Source organism: Acinetobacter sp. YH12097, assembly GCF_013419225.1.
Classification (GTDB): domain Bacteria; phylum Pseudomonadota; class Gammaproteobacteria; order Pseudomonadales; family Moraxellaceae; genus Acinetobacter; species Acinetobacter amyesii.
Genome location: NZ_VPAN01000007.1, coordinates 59,018 through 74,925, shown reverse-complemented (window position 1 = coordinate 74,925; position 15,908 = coordinate 59,018). Strand labels below are relative to the sequence as shown.

At 42.6% G+C, this 15,908-nt stretch carries 13 protein-coding genes; 4 read left to right on the top strand and 9 right to left on the bottom strand.

What is annotated here, in order from left to right; genetic code table 11:
* Window positions 1–10: 10 nt before the first annotated feature.
* Window positions 11–643: a ComF family protein gene (locus tag FTU37_RS05135; protein WP_180123922.1), complete on the bottom strand. Its 633-nt coding sequence runs from the start codon at window positions 641–643 to the stop codon at window positions 11–13.
* A 142-nt stretch (window positions 644–785) separates the two neighbouring features.
* Window positions 786–2,831, bottom strand: a complete 2,046-nt coding sequence (recG, locus tag FTU37_RS05130; RefSeq protein WP_180003443.1) for an ATP-dependent DNA helicase RecG — start codon at window positions 2,829–2,831, stop codon at window positions 786–788.
* Window positions 2,832–2,890: 59 nt separating this feature from the next.
* Between recG and FTU37_RS05125 the strand changes: the two genes are divergently transcribed.
* Window positions 2,891–3,670, top strand: coding sequence for an NAD-dependent epimerase/dehydratase family protein (locus FTU37_RS05125; protein ID WP_180123921.1), 780 nt, complete (start codon window positions 2,891–2,893; stop codon window positions 3,668–3,670).
* 150 nt (window positions 3,671–3,820) lie between these two features.
* Window positions 3,821–4,417 (top strand): methyltransferase domain-containing protein, encoded by a 597-nt coding sequence (locus FTU37_RS05120; protein ID WP_180123920.1) that lies wholly within the window; start codon window positions 3,821–3,823, stop codon window positions 4,415–4,417.
* An 86-nt stretch (window positions 4,418–4,503) separates the two neighbouring features.
* Here the strand turns inward: FTU37_RS05120 and plsB are convergent, their stop codons facing one another.
* Window positions 4,504–7,077, bottom strand: coding sequence for a glycerol-3-phosphate 1-O-acyltransferase PlsB (plsB, locus tag FTU37_RS05115; protein ID WP_180123919.1), 2,574 nt, complete (start codon window positions 7,075–7,077; stop codon window positions 4,504–4,506).
* Between the two features lie 287 nt (window positions 7,078–7,364).
* On the opposite strand from plsB, the gene FTU37_RS05110 reads away from it, so the two are divergent.
* Both FTU37_RS05110 and FTU37_RS05105 read left to right on the top strand, forming a co-directional pair.
* Entirely contained in the window at window positions 7,365–8,237 is an 873-nt protein-coding gene (locus FTU37_RS05110) for an acyl-CoA thioesterase II (protein ID WP_180123918.1), read from the top strand.
* 248 nt (window positions 8,238–8,485) lie between these two features.
* Complete coding sequence (locus tag FTU37_RS05105) at window positions 8,486–9,745, top strand: dicarboxylate/amino acid:cation symporter (protein WP_171525930.1); 1,260 nt, start codon at window positions 8,486–8,488, stop codon at window positions 9,743–9,745.
* On the opposite strand, the gene FTU37_RS05100 is transcribed toward FTU37_RS05105, so the two are convergent.
* From FTU37_RS05100 to FTU37_RS05075, 6 genes are all read right to left on the bottom strand, one after another.
* The gene (locus FTU37_RS05100) at window positions 9,742–10,167 is read right to left on the bottom strand and encodes a VOC family protein (RefSeq protein WP_168379113.1); all 426 of its coding nucleotides are present in this window, start codon (window positions 10,165–10,167) and stop codon (window positions 9,742–9,744) included. The two genes, FTU37_RS05105 and FTU37_RS05100, sit on opposite strands and share 4 nt — an antisense overlap.
* A 219-nt stretch (window positions 10,168–10,386) precedes the next feature.
* Window positions 10,387–11,331, bottom strand: a complete 945-nt coding sequence (locus tag FTU37_RS05095; protein WP_180123917.1) for a metal-dependent hydrolase — start codon at window positions 11,329–11,331, stop codon at window positions 10,387–10,389.
* A 157-nt stretch (window positions 11,332–11,488) separates the two neighbouring features.
* Window positions 11,489–12,349: a ribosome biogenesis GTP-binding protein YihA/YsxC gene (yihA, locus tag FTU37_RS05090; RefSeq protein ID WP_180123916.1), complete on the bottom strand. Its 861-nt coding sequence runs from the start codon at window positions 12,347–12,349 to the stop codon at window positions 11,489–11,491.
* A gap of 85 nt (window positions 12,350–12,434) precedes the next feature.
* Entirely contained in the window at window positions 12,435–12,878 is a 444-nt protein-coding gene (locus FTU37_RS05085; protein WP_180123915.1) for an Rrf2 family transcriptional regulator, read from the bottom strand.
* A gap of 86 nt (window positions 12,879–12,964) precedes the next feature.
* The gene (hmpA, locus tag FTU37_RS05080) at window positions 12,965–14,173 is read right to left on the bottom strand and encodes an NO-inducible flavohemoprotein (protein ID WP_180123914.1); all 1,209 of its coding nucleotides are present in this window, start codon (window positions 14,171–14,173) and stop codon (window positions 12,965–12,967) included.
* 150 nt (window positions 14,174–14,323) lie between these two features.
* A complete protein-coding gene (locus FTU37_RS05075) occupies window positions 14,324–15,907 on the bottom strand; it encodes a helicase HerA-like domain-containing protein (protein ID WP_180123913.1) in 1,584 nt (527 codons plus the stop codon).
* Window position 15,908: the final 1 nt, after the last annotated feature.

Here is a 15,908-nt window from a genome sequence, read left to right as displayed (position 1 = left end):
ATGTTAGAAACTAAGGCTGTGCTGCAGCAATGCATGCGGCATATACCTGCGTGCAATGTAGCCGATGTAACAGCGTACTTAATGCATGGATTGAACTCCCCGTGGTCACCACATCATCGATGATGAGGACTTTACGGAAACGGCGTTTTTCGGTTGGGTCGATAATAAATTGTTGTTCGATATTTTCTAGGCGTTCTAGCCGACTTAAACCTTTTTGAGCGTGCTGTGCTTGACGAATCACTGGTTGCCAAACAGGGATCCGCAATTGCTTTGCTATCATGTGTGCAACGAGCAGCATTTGGTTGTATCCACGGTCTTTAAGGCGTTCAACTGAAATAGGCATGGGCACGATGGCTTGAACCCTAGCTAAGCGCAAGCTTAAAAGGCTCTGTGCCAGTAAATTTTGATAGTGCAATTGTTGCTCATACTTATAGCTTTGGATGATGCGATCTATTGGGAAATCATAGAGAAAGGCACAAGAGATGCTGTGTTCATGGCGATTAACCATTTGTTTAAACCAAGGCAATTGTGCCCAGCAGTCGGTACAAAGCGAATGATGTTGTTGTCGATCGATACCACAGAGCAGGCAACGGGAAACGCTCTGCATTCCTTTTCGGATGAAATGTTGGATGGATTGGAGCATGTTTTTATTCTAATCATTCTTTTTTGAGTATTTTGCACAGATTGCTGTGAAGTGCAATCACGACACCACAGCAACCTGTTCGACAAGCTTACTGGTTAAAGCCAATCTGCATTTTTAGGATAATCGATCCATCATCCTAATTTTATACATAGGCGTACCGAGGAGCTTCAGGCAGCCATCGTTTTAAAAGCGCTTGAGCCTGTGCAGGATAGTCATTCAGGACTTGTTGAGCCACATAGTGTGCCTGATTGAGTAAATGGTCATCTCGCTCTAATTTTGCTACACGAAAGCCCATATCGCCCGTTTGTTTAGTGCCGAGGAGTTCACCGGGGCCGCGAATTTCCAAATCTTTTTCAGCAATAATAAAGCCGTCATTGGTCTCGCGCATAATGCGTAAACGCTCTTGCCCATTTTGCGATAAAGGATTTTTATACAGCAAGGCACAGAAACTGGCTTTGGCACCACGTCCTACACGACCACGTAGCTGATGTAGCTGTGAAAGCCCTAAGCGTTCTGCATTTTCAATCACCATGATCGAGGCATTCGGGACGTCAACACCGACTTCAATGACGGTGGTTGCAATCAGTAATTGCAATTCATTATTTTTAAATTGCTGCATCACTGCTTGCTTTTCATCGGCCTTCATTTTGCCATGAACCAGACCAATATTGAGGTCTGGAAAGCGTTCTTTAATTTCATTAAAAGTCGCTTCAGCGGCCTGAGCATCTAAGGTTTCGGATTGTTCCACTAGGGTACAGACCCAATAGGCTTGTTTGCCTTCAGCACAATTGCTGGCAATCCGCTGTAGCACTTCTTCACGACGGTCAAGTGGAATGGTGACCGTTTGAATCGGTGTACGACCGGGTGGCAGTTCATCAATCACCGAGGTATCTAAGTCGCCATAAGCCGACATCGCCAAAGTACGAGGAATAGGGGTTGCCGTCATCACCAGTTGATGCGGTGTCATGCCATTGAGACCTTTGTTCCGAAGTGCCAAACGCTGATCGACACCAAAACGGTGTTGCTCATCGATAATCACTAAACCCAATTTGGCAAATTGAACATTGTCTTGAAATAAAGCATGCGTGCCAACCACTAAATTGGCGGAACCATCTTGAATACTTTGTTCTGCTGCAGCTCGAGCTTTACCTTTTTGCTTGCCTGAAAGCCAGGACACGGTCAGTCCCATAGGCTCAAACCATTTTTTGAAATTTAGATAATGTTGTTCGGCCAAAATTTCTGTCGGCGCCATCATGGCCACTTGCCAACCTTCCTCGAGCGCATGACAGGCAGCCACGCCTGCAACCAAAGTTTTACCTGCACCCACATCGCCTTGTACGAGTCGCAGCATAGGTTTGTTCTTTTTCAGATCGACCGCAATTTCTTTGGATACGCGTTTTTGTGCGCCAGTCATTTCAAATGGCAGCGTACTTAAAAGCTGTTTGGTGAAGTTCTTACTTGCAGAGAATGACGGTGCTTCGATTTGTTGAATATAAGCACGGCGGCTGAGCAAACTGACCTGATGGGCAACCAATTCTTCGAAAATTAAACGTTGCTGTGCAGGATGAGAACCTTGGCTGAGTTGCAACATATTGGCATCGACAGGGGGGTGATGAATATAGTCCAGTGCTTGTTTTAGGGCATAGCCATTGGTGAATTTTTCTGGCAATAATTCAGGTAAGTCATCACTATATAACTGTAGTGCTTGTTTGACGTATTCACGCAGTTTGGGCTGTGTTAAGCCTTCAGTTGCAGGGTAAATCGCAGTGAGTTGGGTTTGAGGTAAAGGCGTGTGTTCAGTAATCACCTGTAGTTCAGGATGATACATTTCTAAGCCACGAGCACCAACACGGACTTCACCAAAAATCCGTAAACGATTTCCCGGTTTTACCCGATCAGTAATGCCTTTGTAGATATGGTAAAAACGTAAAGTGACTTTGCCACAATCGTCATCCAAAAGGGCGGCCATCGATTTACGCTTACCGGGTGGGAAGTCGATATTTTTGACCGTGCCTTCTAGTAAATAACTGCGGCCCACGGTTAATTGGTTCATGGGGATGATCGTGCTACGATCTTCATAGTCGCGTGGCAGATGAAACAAAAGATCATCTGTCGTGAAAATATTTAGTTTTTCAAGTAAAGCAGCGGCGGCATTGCCAACCCCTTGCAATTGATGGACGGCAGCCATGTCCCCTCAACTTCGGTTTATATGATCTAAATGGATCAGTTCTGAGAATAGGTCGTTTGATGCATATTCTATTTATCGGTTATGGTAAAACATCGCAACGTGTTGCTAAACAATTATTTCAGCAAGGTCACCAAATTACCACAGTGAGTCGTAGTGCGAAAGAGGATGATTTTGCAGAACATTTAATCCAAGATGTTCACCAACTGGATTTGTCGCAGGTTCAACCGATTGATGTAGTCTATGTTCTTTTGGCTCCTGCACGTCATGCTCAACTCAATGCTGTGGATGCTTACCGACACACTTATGTCGATTCTGTACAGCCGATTGTTCAAGCATTAGCACATTATCCAATACAACGTTTAATCGTGGTGTCTTCCACTCGTGTCTATGGTGAACATGCGGGGGAGCGGATTGATGATGACACTGTGCCACATCCGATCGATGAGCAGGGCATGTTGTTACTGGAAATGGAGCATCGCTACACACAAGCATTTCCTAACGAATGCGTGATCGTACGTCCATCTGGAATTTATGGCACATCGACAACACGAATGCAGAAACTGGCAGAAACGACTCATCGCTATCCCAATATTCATTGGTCAAATCGAATACATATCGATGATTTGGCAAAATTTCTGTGTCATCTACTTCACGTGGAACATCCTGAAAAATCATATATTTGTACTGATAATAAACCTCAACCTTTGCATGAGCGAATCTTGGAATTGCAAAGAGCTATGCATTTACCCGAATTGGTTTTAGAGAGTGAAGTAGAAACAGGTAAAAAGATTTATGCAACGCGGATGATGGAGAGTGGTTTTAAGTTAGCGCACGATTGATTGTGATGTGTATGTAAAATTGGCGTGACGTATAAAATTCAGAGCAGCTTTGTGAGTATTAAAAGAAATTCTATAAATGAATAAGATAGGTCTTTTACAACATGTATTGTTCAAATTTTAGAATGGATCTCAAAGGATAAAATTTAAATAATGACAAAATCATTTGCTGAACTTACTCAGAATCTACCCCATAGACCGATTCTGGAAAAAGCTTTGAGTTATTTTGAAAATTTACCAAAGATCTCGATTGATTGTGGTTGTGGTGCAGGAAATGAATCATCATTTCTACTCCGTCATAATTTTAAAGTATATGCATTTGATCCAACTGTTGAAGCTAAAAATATCTGTCTAAGTAAATTTAAAGACAATAAGAATTTTTTATTTTCTAATCAGGCCTTTGAAGACTATAGCTATCCTAAAGCTAGTTTAATTATTGCTTTATTCAGTTTATTTTTTTGTTCTACGGATTCGCTTGAAAGTGTTTTAAAGAAAATGCAGGAATCCTTAAGTGAGCAAGGCATTTTACTCATACAACTGTTAGGAAAAGATGATCATTGGGTAAATAATTTTTCTGAAAAGTTTATAGGTTTTGAACAGGAAGAACTTAAACAATTGTTTGATGCGGACTTTGATATTATTTATATCGATGAATTTAAAGGCAATAAACCGCTAGCCAATGGAACTACAAAATTTTGGCATGTACATACCTTAATTTTAAAAAAGAAAATATTAAATACTTTTGTATAGTCCAAAAAACAGAGACAAGCCTTTTACAACTTGTCCCTGATTTTGCTCATATTCTTCCACTTTTATAGCGGAAAAATCAGAACAGTTTATTTCTTCTTACGTTTCAAGCGTTTTTTGGCTTGTTCCGCAGCTACTTTATCTAGTGCTTCTTTTAACTCTTCATCACTAAAGGTCGTAATGTGTTGCAACATTTGGAGTGTCACATCATCCAAAACGAGGTTGGCATATTGCGCAACATTTTGGAAATTTTCATCAAACACAATGGCGTTGTTTTCATTGGTACTGATATAACCTTGTTGCGTTAAGACTTTAATAAAGCTTTGGAACAAGGCCTTATCAAAGAACTCTGGCGAGTTAAATTCATACAACACAGATAGACGTTGACCAACCAAGTGGCTGAGTTCTTCAACTTGACGGGTTGAGATGTTGCCTGAACCACGTTGTGTGATTAAAGCCAAAGTCATGTAGTAACGCTCAAGACTTTGCATCACAGGTGCAGCCAAGACCACTAACTGATTGTGCTGCTCTGAGTTAGGCGCAGGGGAGATCAGGTTGCCTTCTGCATCTTCAGAAATTAGCTTGGCTTTGATCAGTACTTCTGCATACGCACAGATCTGATCTTTAAGCTCTTCATCATTCCACTTGAGGAATAACTCAGCTTTTAAGAATGGATAGAGTGTACGAATGACATTAATCAAATCACCACGGCGAATAGAACCATTATGTTCAACCAAAGCGGCAATGAGTGATGGCAAAATAAATGCGTGCAGGATGTTGTTACGGAAGTAGGTTAACAGCACCGCTTGATTATCAGCAATGGCAATAATATCGCCAAGGACATGATTAACACGTTTAATCAGCTTGAGTTTCAAGCCATAAGCAATGATTTCTTTACCCGATAGCGGTGTCACTTGCATGCGTTCATCGTAAGGTAAGGCAGTTAAAAGATCGCGATAGGTATCTAACTGCTTAATGCAAATCTCTTCATCTAAAGTATGTTTAGATGTCGCCAATAAAATCAGTGAAAGCAATGAAACCGGGTTCACCACTGCTGCACGGTTAATATTTTCTAAAATCACGTGTGCAGAACTGTTAATGGCATCCGAAACTTCTGGCGGAATTGGGTCGTCATTTTTCTCGATTTTGATGTTGCTTGCATTATGCTGTTTCAACATATCATCAAGGAAAACCGGCTCACCAAAGTTCAAATGCACTTTACCGAAAATACGTTCGATCTTACGCAGAGTTTTCATAATCCCAATGATCGATTCGCCTTCTTTCGGCTTACCATTCATTTCGCCAACGTAGGTCGCACCTTCCATTAAACGCTCATAGCCGATATAGGTCGGTAAGAACACGATCGGTTTGGCTGGATTACGTAAATGACCATGGACAGTCATGGCGAGCATGCCGGTCTTCGGTGGTAATAAACGACCAGTACGTGAACGCCCACCTTCGATGAAGTATTCAAGCGGTGTATTACGCGCCAAAATACTGTAGAGGTATTCTTTAAATACGGTGGTGTAGAGACCATTGCCACGGAATGAACGACGAATAAAGAACGCACCGCCGCCACGTAAAATTTGCCCGACAAATGGCATGTTTAAGTTATCGCCCGCAGCAATGTACGGCACCATTAAGCCACGTTTATAGATCACATATGACAATAATAAATAGTCGATATGGCTACGATGACATGGGGTGTAAATGATCTCGTAGTCTTTGGCTAGTTCACGAACGGTACTGAAGTTATGCACTTCGACGCCATCATAAAGCTGTGTCCACAGACGAGTCAGGGCTAAGTCAGCAAAACGAACCGTTGAGGCTGAATAGTCAGAAACGATTTCATTTAAATAACCAATCGCACGACGTTCAGCTTCAACCATACTGATTTTACTGCGAATGCTTTCACGACGAATCGCATCTTGCACATCCGTAGATTTGATCAGTCCGTGCATCACATTACGACGGTCGGATAAATCCGGACCCAAAACCACTTCACGCTGCGCATCTAAATAATCATTCAGTGTGCTGACAATATAAGTCGCAGGTGACAAGTTTGGATGTGTAGTTTTGGCATATTCAACCAAACGACGCAAAGACTGTGGCTCATGGAATTCGAGGTACGATTGACGACCGTGCAAACCAATATTGACCAACTGCTTCACTTTGCTTGGTGTAGACCATGTATCGGTAAATAATAATTTAAACCAAGAATCTTCTTTATCGGGTTCACGACCCCACAGCACGGTTACAGGAACGAGCTCAACATCCGCATCAGGATTTTTTTCCAAAACCTCAATTAAACGCAATAAACGAGGTGGAAAGGCATGTGGCGGTGGATTGAGTAAGTTGTCTTCATCATGATGTTGTAAAAACACCACAGAGGCTTTTTCTGTTTGTGTACCCAGAGTCATTGGGTCGAGTGCAGGGTGTAGCTTTAAACGACGGGTTTCACCATCGACAATTAAAGCATTACTCCGTGAATGATTTTGCAGAACGTAGCAGGTAATTTTCGTTGTCTGTACGCCGGTATCTGTATCGGTTTCAGTCACTACAGGTTCTACAGGGACTTCACCTAAAACATGCGGTGTTACCACAAGGTCAAGCAGTTTACTCGAAAGCTTTCGATACATCTGACCAAAGCCGCTCTTGGACATACAAACTCCTACTTTTCATGACCAAACCACAGAGATTCTGAGGGGAATCTATTCTGCGTAATTGTACTTAAAAACTGTATGTCATTTTCTGACAAATTGCATAGATATTGTAAGATTTTATCGTTAAAAAACGTATTTTTAGCAGTTATATTGCATCAGCAAGGTGACAGATCAGTCAGCGAATCTTTAGGGTTTTAGTCTGGATTTATGGCAAAATGGAAAATATATTTAAACATCTGTTGATGTTGCCTGCGTTAGCTTAATCCCGAATGATAGATAGGTTTGTTATGAATGCCTTAACACAAGAGTTGGTTGATTTACTCAGCCTTGAAAAATTAGAAGAAAATATTTTTCGTGGGCAAAGCCGAAATTTGGTCGGGAAACGTGTCTTTGGCGGACAGGTTTTAGGTCAGGCGCTACGTGCGGCATCTTATACGACAGATCGACCTGCTCATTCTTTACATGCCTATTTCTTATTTGGCGGTGATATCAATGCACCAATCATTTATGAAGTGGATCGTATTCGCGATGGACGCAGTTTTGTGAGTCGTCAGGTTCGTGCGATTCAACATGGTAAAACCATTTTCATGTGTATGGTGTCATTTGCAGAGCAAGAAGAAGGGTTGAACTATCAAGTTGCAGAGCCAGAATATCCAGCCGTGGAAGATTTAAAATCTGAAGCTGAGCTAAAACGAATGATGGTGGAGTTTGTCCCTGAAAACATCCGTGCATCGTTTATGCGCGACCGCCATGTGGAAATTCGCCCGATTGATCCACAAAACCCGTACCAACCGCAGCCTGCTGCGCCATCGTATGCACACTATATTCGTACCCATGACACTATTGCTGCCGATGTTGATGACATCTCTTTACATCAGGCTATTGCGGCATTCTATTCAGACTTTACGCTGATGACGACTGCATTACGTCCACATGGTTTAAGTTATTTATCACCAAGTTTACAGTGTGCAAGTATTGACCATGCCATGTATTTCCATAAGCCATTCCGTGTGGATGAATGGATGCTTTATGACATGGATGCTACCGTCAGTGCCAGTTCACGTGGTCTAAATTTCGGTCGCATGTGGCAAAACGGTGAGTTGGTCTGTAGTACGACACAAGAAGGCTTGATCCGTTTACGCGAAATTGAAACCCAGTAAGCTTTGAGCACTATGTGTTAAGTCGTACATGGTGAATACTCAAAAAACCGAATCTTCTGATTCGGTTTTTTATGTCCGTCAATATTTGGTATGAAGCTACTCGCGGATTCGAGCTATCTAGTTAGGGGTACGGTACACGTTGAATGGAGCTGAATTCATGCTTTGCAGAATTGCAGCAGTGCATGTGACAAAAAATTCCTCGATTCCCAGTGGGTCACATGGCATAGTGCCTGAATAAAGGATGATAAATGCAAGGCACAATGAGCTTAAATACGCAGATTTTAATTGCCGCAATATTGGGTGTGGCATTTGGGTTTTTATTAATTCAGTTTCCAGAGACGCAGTTTTTATCCGCCAGTCTGTATGGTTTGGGGATTGCCAGTAGTATTTTTATTGGCTTGCTGAAAATGATCTTGGTTCCGCTGATCTTTAGTTCGATTGTGGTGGGGGTATCGAATTTACAAGCGGGTGGTCAGCTGAGTCGAACGTGGAAAATTACCTTAGCTTGCTGTGTCACCACCACGACTTTGGCACTGATCTTGGGTCTAGCATGTGCGCATATTTTTAAAGTTGGGCAGGGCGTGGACATCGTCATGTTCCAAGATGCAATGCAACAACATCAGAGTCCTGACACCCTCACAGCAGGTTCATTCTTTACCAATTTTATTCAAAATACACTGATCAATCCGTTTAAAGCCTTTAGTGATGGCAATGTACTCGCTGTCGTGGTGTTTTCACTATTTTTAGGTGTGGCCTTGGTCAAAGGCGGTGAAAAATTTCGAAGTGTGAGAAAGCTCAGTCAGCAATTTTTTGACATCATGATGATGATCATCGGTTGGGTGATGAAGCTTGCACCGATTGGTATTTTTGCATTATTGGCTAAATTGATTGCTACCGAAGATATTTCGGTGTTGAGTCGCCTCGCGGAGTTTGCTGCCGTAGTCACAGGGACCACGATTTTCCATGGGGCAGTGGTGTTACCTCTGCTGCTTTGGATTTTTGGGAAAATGAGTCCACTGACATTTTTTAGAGGAACACGAGCTGCCTTAATCACTGCTTTTGCAACCAGTTCAAGTTCAGCAACGATGCCACTGTCGATGAAATGTGCGCAGGAAAATTTAGGCGTACGTCCTCAAACAGCAGGTTTTGTGATTCCATTGGGCACACAGTTAAATATGGATGGTACAGCGTTGTATGAAGCTGCTGCTGCGTTATTTATTGCTAACTTGATGGGCTTAGATTTAACCTTGGGTCAGCAGTTAATTGTCTGTGCAACCGCCATGATTGCGTCACTCGGCGCACCGGGCATTCCAAGTGCTGGAATGGTGACAATGATTATGGTTTTACAATCGGTTGGGCTTCCTGCAGAAGCCATTGCGATATTGCTGCCGATCGATCGTCTATTGGATACGGTACGGACTGTGGTGAACGTACAGGGTGATATGATGATTAGTGTGGTGGTGGATCGTCATACGCGAGATGTAGATGAACCAGCGTTGTCGAATTAAGCAGATAAAGAGCTAAAATGTGGGTTGTAGACGATCTCCCACAGATGTCCATCTAAGTCTTGAAAATAGCCTGCATAACCACCGTAAAACGTGGGCTGTGCTGGCTTAATTGGTTTTGCACCAGCGCGTTGGGCTTGTTGCATGATTTGATCGACGGCTGCGGTACTGTTGACGTTATGTCCGAGAGACATTTGAGTTGGACAAAACGCAGATGTACTGATTCCGGTGTCATGACTCAGGCTATCTTGCGGCCAGAGTGCGAGCTTTAAACCGTGTTGTAAATCAAAAAATGCCACAGCGCCATGTTCAAATTCAGTCCCAATAATCCCTGTGCTATTTAGACCTAAACCCTCCTGATAAAACGCGAATGCAGCGTGTAAATCTTTCACAGCCAGTGTAATAACGGAGATGTGAGCGTGCATGGAGATGCTCCTGAACGGTGTATTTTTATTTTAGGATAAGGCTGAGTATAAATGCATTTTAAAGAGAATAGGGAACTTGGAATAACTGTACTTTAAACATCGAACTTATGAGCCTATCCATCTTGAGTGTGTTGATTGCTCAGTAAAAAATGGAGCGTAATGGATGTGAGCACAAAAAAAGCAGGGCGAACCCTGCTTAATACAAATTTTAAATAGTGTTTAAGCAACTTTCAGTGCGGCGCGTTTTGCAGCAGGAGAGTTGTCGAGATAGGCAATCGCATCTTCAGTTTTTGCTTCATGTACAGGATCGTACCAAGGCATTAAATACCCCAATTGCTGCGACACTAACCAAAGTGGATGTGGCAATAAGCGATTGTCTTTTTGCGCGATACGCGCCCATTCACGCCAAATCCACGGTTTATATACGGCAGGTTTAATCGATGCATAGCGCGAGTCTTGCTGCATGATATGTGCTGCACCATCGACCCATAGACCAAGTACGGCAGCAATCACGATCACACTTTGATAATAGCGAGAAATATAGCCCCCACCGAGATGACGATACAAATCAAAAGCCACGGTACGATGTTCTATTTCTTCTGCGCCATGCCATTTTACTAGATCGAGCATATTCGGATCGGCACCGAGGCGTTCCCACTCTTTGTTGTATAAAGCATATTTGCCTAGTACACAGGTCATGTGCTCAACTGTTGCAATTACCCCTAAACGAAAGAGATCCCACTGATGATCCAAAGCTTTAGGTACGTTGAGCCCTAAAGGTTGGTCCGCAAGCAGTTTGCCAAAGAGAAAGTCCATGATTTCAAGGTTGCGTTGAATACTGATATTGCGCTGAGATAGATATTCTTTATTGGCAGAGTTATGCGCCTGAGCATGCATGGCTTCTTGGCGGATAAATGTTTTAACGTCCTCTGCTAATTTTTCATCTCTAATTTGCGGTAATACTTTGTTATACAGACGGCAAAACCAAAACTCACCTGCCGGTAAGATCATATTAATTTCATTAATAAAATAGCTGACAAAAGCTTGGTTGGGTACCCAGTCAACTTGAGTATCTTGCCACTCAAATTTCACTTTACGTGGCTTAATTTTATATTCGATTGATGATCCAAGTTTTGTGTTTCTCAAGCGGGAGAGTAATTTCATGACCTATCCTTGTTTTTATGTGATCGAGTACACATCTGATGTATTCAGTATCCAAAAAAAATCCTGCATCGTGATTAGCAATACAGGACATTTCATTATCTTCAGATGATACTTTTTGTCAGACAATCATCCTTGCGCTGACTTTAAAATTACTGGATTAGTGGTCTGAATTTTTGCCTTCAGCTTGGGGTAAATCTTCAGATGTTGTATCGACGCCATCGAATGCTTCCGCATCTGCATCGATTTCAATATCATCATCCGATGCTTCAGGGATGCTATCAAGATCAAACTCTGTTGATTGTTCTAAAGTGAAGTTAAGACGACCCGCCATGACACTCGCTAACTCTTCTAAACCTTGTTTATTCAATGATGAGAACAATTGGATAGAGAAGTTCAGCTTCATTTTTTTCAATGCTGCTTTCACTTCTTGTAGTGCTTTAGAAGCCGGGCCACGGTTTAGTTTATCTGATTTGGTGAGCAGTACATGCACGAACAATTTACGTGAATGTGCCCATTCCAACATCATGACGTCAAAGTGTTGTAGTGGATGACGGATATCCATCAACAGCACAAGACCTTGTAAACTTTCACGGTGTATCAGATAGTTTTCTAACTCTTTTTGCCACACGATTTTCATCGCTTCAGGTACAGCGGCATAGCCATAACCCGGTAAGTCGACCAAACGCTGATCAGGATTTCCTAAACTGAAAAAGTTGATCATTTGGGTACGACCCGGTTTTTTCGACGCACGAGCCAATTGCTTTTGGTTGGTGAGCGCATTAATGGCACTCGACTTCCCTGCATTTGAGCGGCCAGCAAAGGCAATTTCATAGCCGGTATCTTCAACGCAGAGGTTGAGTTTAGGCGCACTCATTAAGAACTCAGCTTTGCGTAGCCAGTTGAGCGAGCGCACAGCATATTCAGTAATCGCAGAGTCTACTTTTTTCTCATAAGTAATCTTTTGCTTCGGCGCATTGGCCGCTTTACTGTTTCGTGATTTTCCTCTGTGCTGATGCATAACCCAACTTCAATAACTGATTTAACAACACGCATTATAAAGGAAGTCGGGCAGGCAAGCGAATTTTGTCGCAGGCAAAGTGAAATTAGAGATTGATCATTCGAATTGGAGATTGTGTTGTAAATTTAGATGCGCTGCTTGGTTGCAAGACATCGGCAAGTTTGTACTGATCGAGACTTTGATAAAACTGTTCTAAAGCTTGGTCTAAAATGCTTTTTAAACCACACTGACTGCGCAGTACGCAGGGTGGGTCATTGCATTCAACAATCTGGTGATTACCTTGCAAAATCCGTACGATTTGACCGAGCTGAGCCTCAAGTGCTTCAGGGTTAAGGCGGATGCCGCCACCTTTGCCGCGGCTGGTGATTAACCAGTTTTGCTTTGCCATAAAATGCACAATTTTCACCAAGTGATTACGCGAAACGTGCAGGTCTTCTGCAATTTCAGCAATGTTATAAGGCACATCACGAGGACGTGCGATATAGAGCAAAATGCGTAATGCATAATCGGTGAATTTATTGAGTTGCATGATAATACTGTGAGTCTGAGAGAAATAAATAAGGGCTAGTCTAGCATAACTAAACTAACCCTTTGTATTTCAGGTGAATAGCTTAGTTAGTGTTTTACACCACCAGTGCCGAAAGCTTCGCTGTGAATATTGCTAGCAGGAATACCACGAGCAATTAAAGCTTTCTGTTGTTCAGCCATAAATGGCATTGGACCGCAAAGGTAATAATCCGCATTGATCGGTAACAGTGCAGTATCCATGCTGCCTAAGTCTAGACGACCAGCAGCATCATAATCTTCACCTAATTTATCATTAGCATGAGGGAACTCATACGCTGTAAAGGTGCTAAGACGTGGGTATTTTGCTTCCAAATCCTGAATGTGCTTATGCATTGCATGCACTTGTTTGCTACGGCAGGCATGGATAAATGTTACAGGTTGTGGCATGTCTAAAGTCACCAACTGATTTAGCATCGCAATCATTGGTGTTAGACCTACACCACCACTGATAAAGACATTGCGTTTTTGTGAATCAATCAGGAAGAAATTACCTGTTGGTGCAGACACTTCGATTTCTGAACCGATCTCCAAGCCATGCAGTGTATTTGATACCCAACCTGGAACCAAGTCACCTTTCTGATCTTCACGTTTTACAGAGATACGTAAGTAGTTGTCTTGTGGGTTGGTCGACAGTGTATATTGACGTGGTTGTTTTAGACCCAGCTCATCGACCAATACACGTACAGAGATGTACTGACCTGCTTCATATTTTGGTAAATCACCACCATCAGAAGGCTCAAGGTAGAATGAGGTGATTTCATTACTTTCAGCCACTTTTTTCGCGATTTTGAAATTACGCCAACCTAACCAACTGCCTTTAGTTTGCTGATGTTGCTCATAAATCGCTTTTTCAGTGCTGATAAACAAGTCTGCCAATTGTCCATATGCTGCTGCCCAAGCTGCAATCAGTGGATCTTCCATTGAAATGCTTAATACTTCACTGATCGAGTGCAGCAAATTTTCGCCGACAATATTATAGTCTGGCGCTTGAATGTTAAGACTCACATGTTTATGCGCAATTAATTCTATAACTGGTAAAAGTACAGATGGGTCCTCAATATTTTCAGCATAAGCCAATACAGCACCCGCCAAGGCTTGTGCCTGAGCACCGCTGCGCTGATGTCCCATGTTAAAGGTTTCTTTGAGGTCAGGGTTATTGCCCAACATACGATTATAGAAGTAACCAGTCAGCGCGACACCATTTTCACGTAGAACAGGAACAGTAGCTTTTACTAGGTCAATTTGCTGCGGAGTCATAGCTGATCTCTCATGGCTGTTATTTATAAGATGTATTTAAAATACATTTTTAAATACATCCGCGCAATACATGTTTTAGTAAAAACCATAAAAAAATTATGGAATATAAAAAGATTCCATAAATTTGTACTTTTTAATTGGGCTTTTAGATTATTTCTTGCCGAAGATAGAACCTAAGAGGCCACGGATAATTTTCTGACCTGTCGACCCGCCCAAGCTGCGTGCAGCACTTTTTGCAAAAGTTCCTACCGTGTCTTGAATCAGTTTTTCACGTTGTTTGGCTGAACGCTCTGCTTCTTTTTGTTGTTCGCGCGCAAGGCGTTCTTGTTCACGCGCTTGCTGTTTAGCGAGTGCATCTGCTTCTTTGGCTTGTTGTTTGGCTAACGCTTCTTGTTCTTTGGCTTCTATTTTATCTTGTTCCGCTTGGACAGCTTGTTGTTGGCGCTCTGCCACTTTATTTTGCAAAAGTTCATAGGCACTTTCACGGTCTGCTTCGGTGTCATACACACCTGCAACAACGCTATTTGCCATGAGTGCTTTGCGTTCTTCTACAGCAATTGGGCTAAATGAAGAGTAGGGTGGCATCACCCAAGTACGTTCAACGATTTGTGGTGTGCCTTGTTCGTCTAAACAGCTAATTAATGCTTCACCTACAGCCAGTTCCGTAATTACTTGATCGACTTTAAACGCAGGATTGGCTCGAAAAGTATCTGCTGCCGTCTTAACAGCTTTCTGATCTTTCGGGGTAAATGCACGTAGCGCATGCTGAACGCGGTTACCCAGTTGTCCTAAAACACTCTCAGGTAGGTCAAGTGGGTTTTGCGTTACAAAGTAAATGCCGACCCCTTTAGAGCGAATCAGACGAACCACTTGTTCAATCTTTTCTTGTAAAGCAGGGCTGGCGTTATCAAACAATAAATGTGCTTCATCAAAGAAGAACACCAGTTTGGGTTTATCCATATCTCCAACTTCGGGCAATTGTTCAAACAGTTCTGACAGCATCCAAAGTAAGAAAGTCGCATAGAGCTTAGGGGTATTCATTAACTTGTCGGCGGCGAGCAGATTGATGTTGCCACGACCTTGTGCATCCGTTTGAATGAAATCCATGATATTGAGCGCAGGCTCACCAAAAAACTTGTCACCACCTTGATCGGCCAATGCGAGCAAATTACGTTGAATTGCACCTAAGCTTGCAGGTGATAAATTGCCATATTCATTTTTAAATTCAGCTGCATGTTCACTGACGTAGCTGATCATGGCTTTTAAGTCTTTAAAGTCGATGAGCAATAAGCCCTGATCATCGGCAATACGAAAGACCGCAGATAACACACCTTCTTGCGTGTCATTTAAGTTGAGGATTCGGGCAAGGAGCAGTGGGCCAATTTCAGAAATGGTAGTGCGAATGGGATGACCTTGTTCACCAAACAAATCCCAAAACACCACAGGGGAGGCAGCAAAAGGAATGCTCTCGATATTTAAACTTTTAATTCGTTCGTCAAACTTAGGATTGCTTTCACCTGCTTTGGCAAGGCTAGAAACATCCCCTTTGGCATCGGCTAAAAATACAGGTACACCCAGCCGAGAAAAACTTTCTGCCAACACCTTCAACGTCACCGTCTTACCAGTACCTGTGGCCCCAGCAATCAAACCATGGCGGTTTGCAAATTGTGAATGAAGCACCACATCTTGTGTAGTGTCTTGTGTTTTTTTGCCAATAATAATTGGTGTACCCATA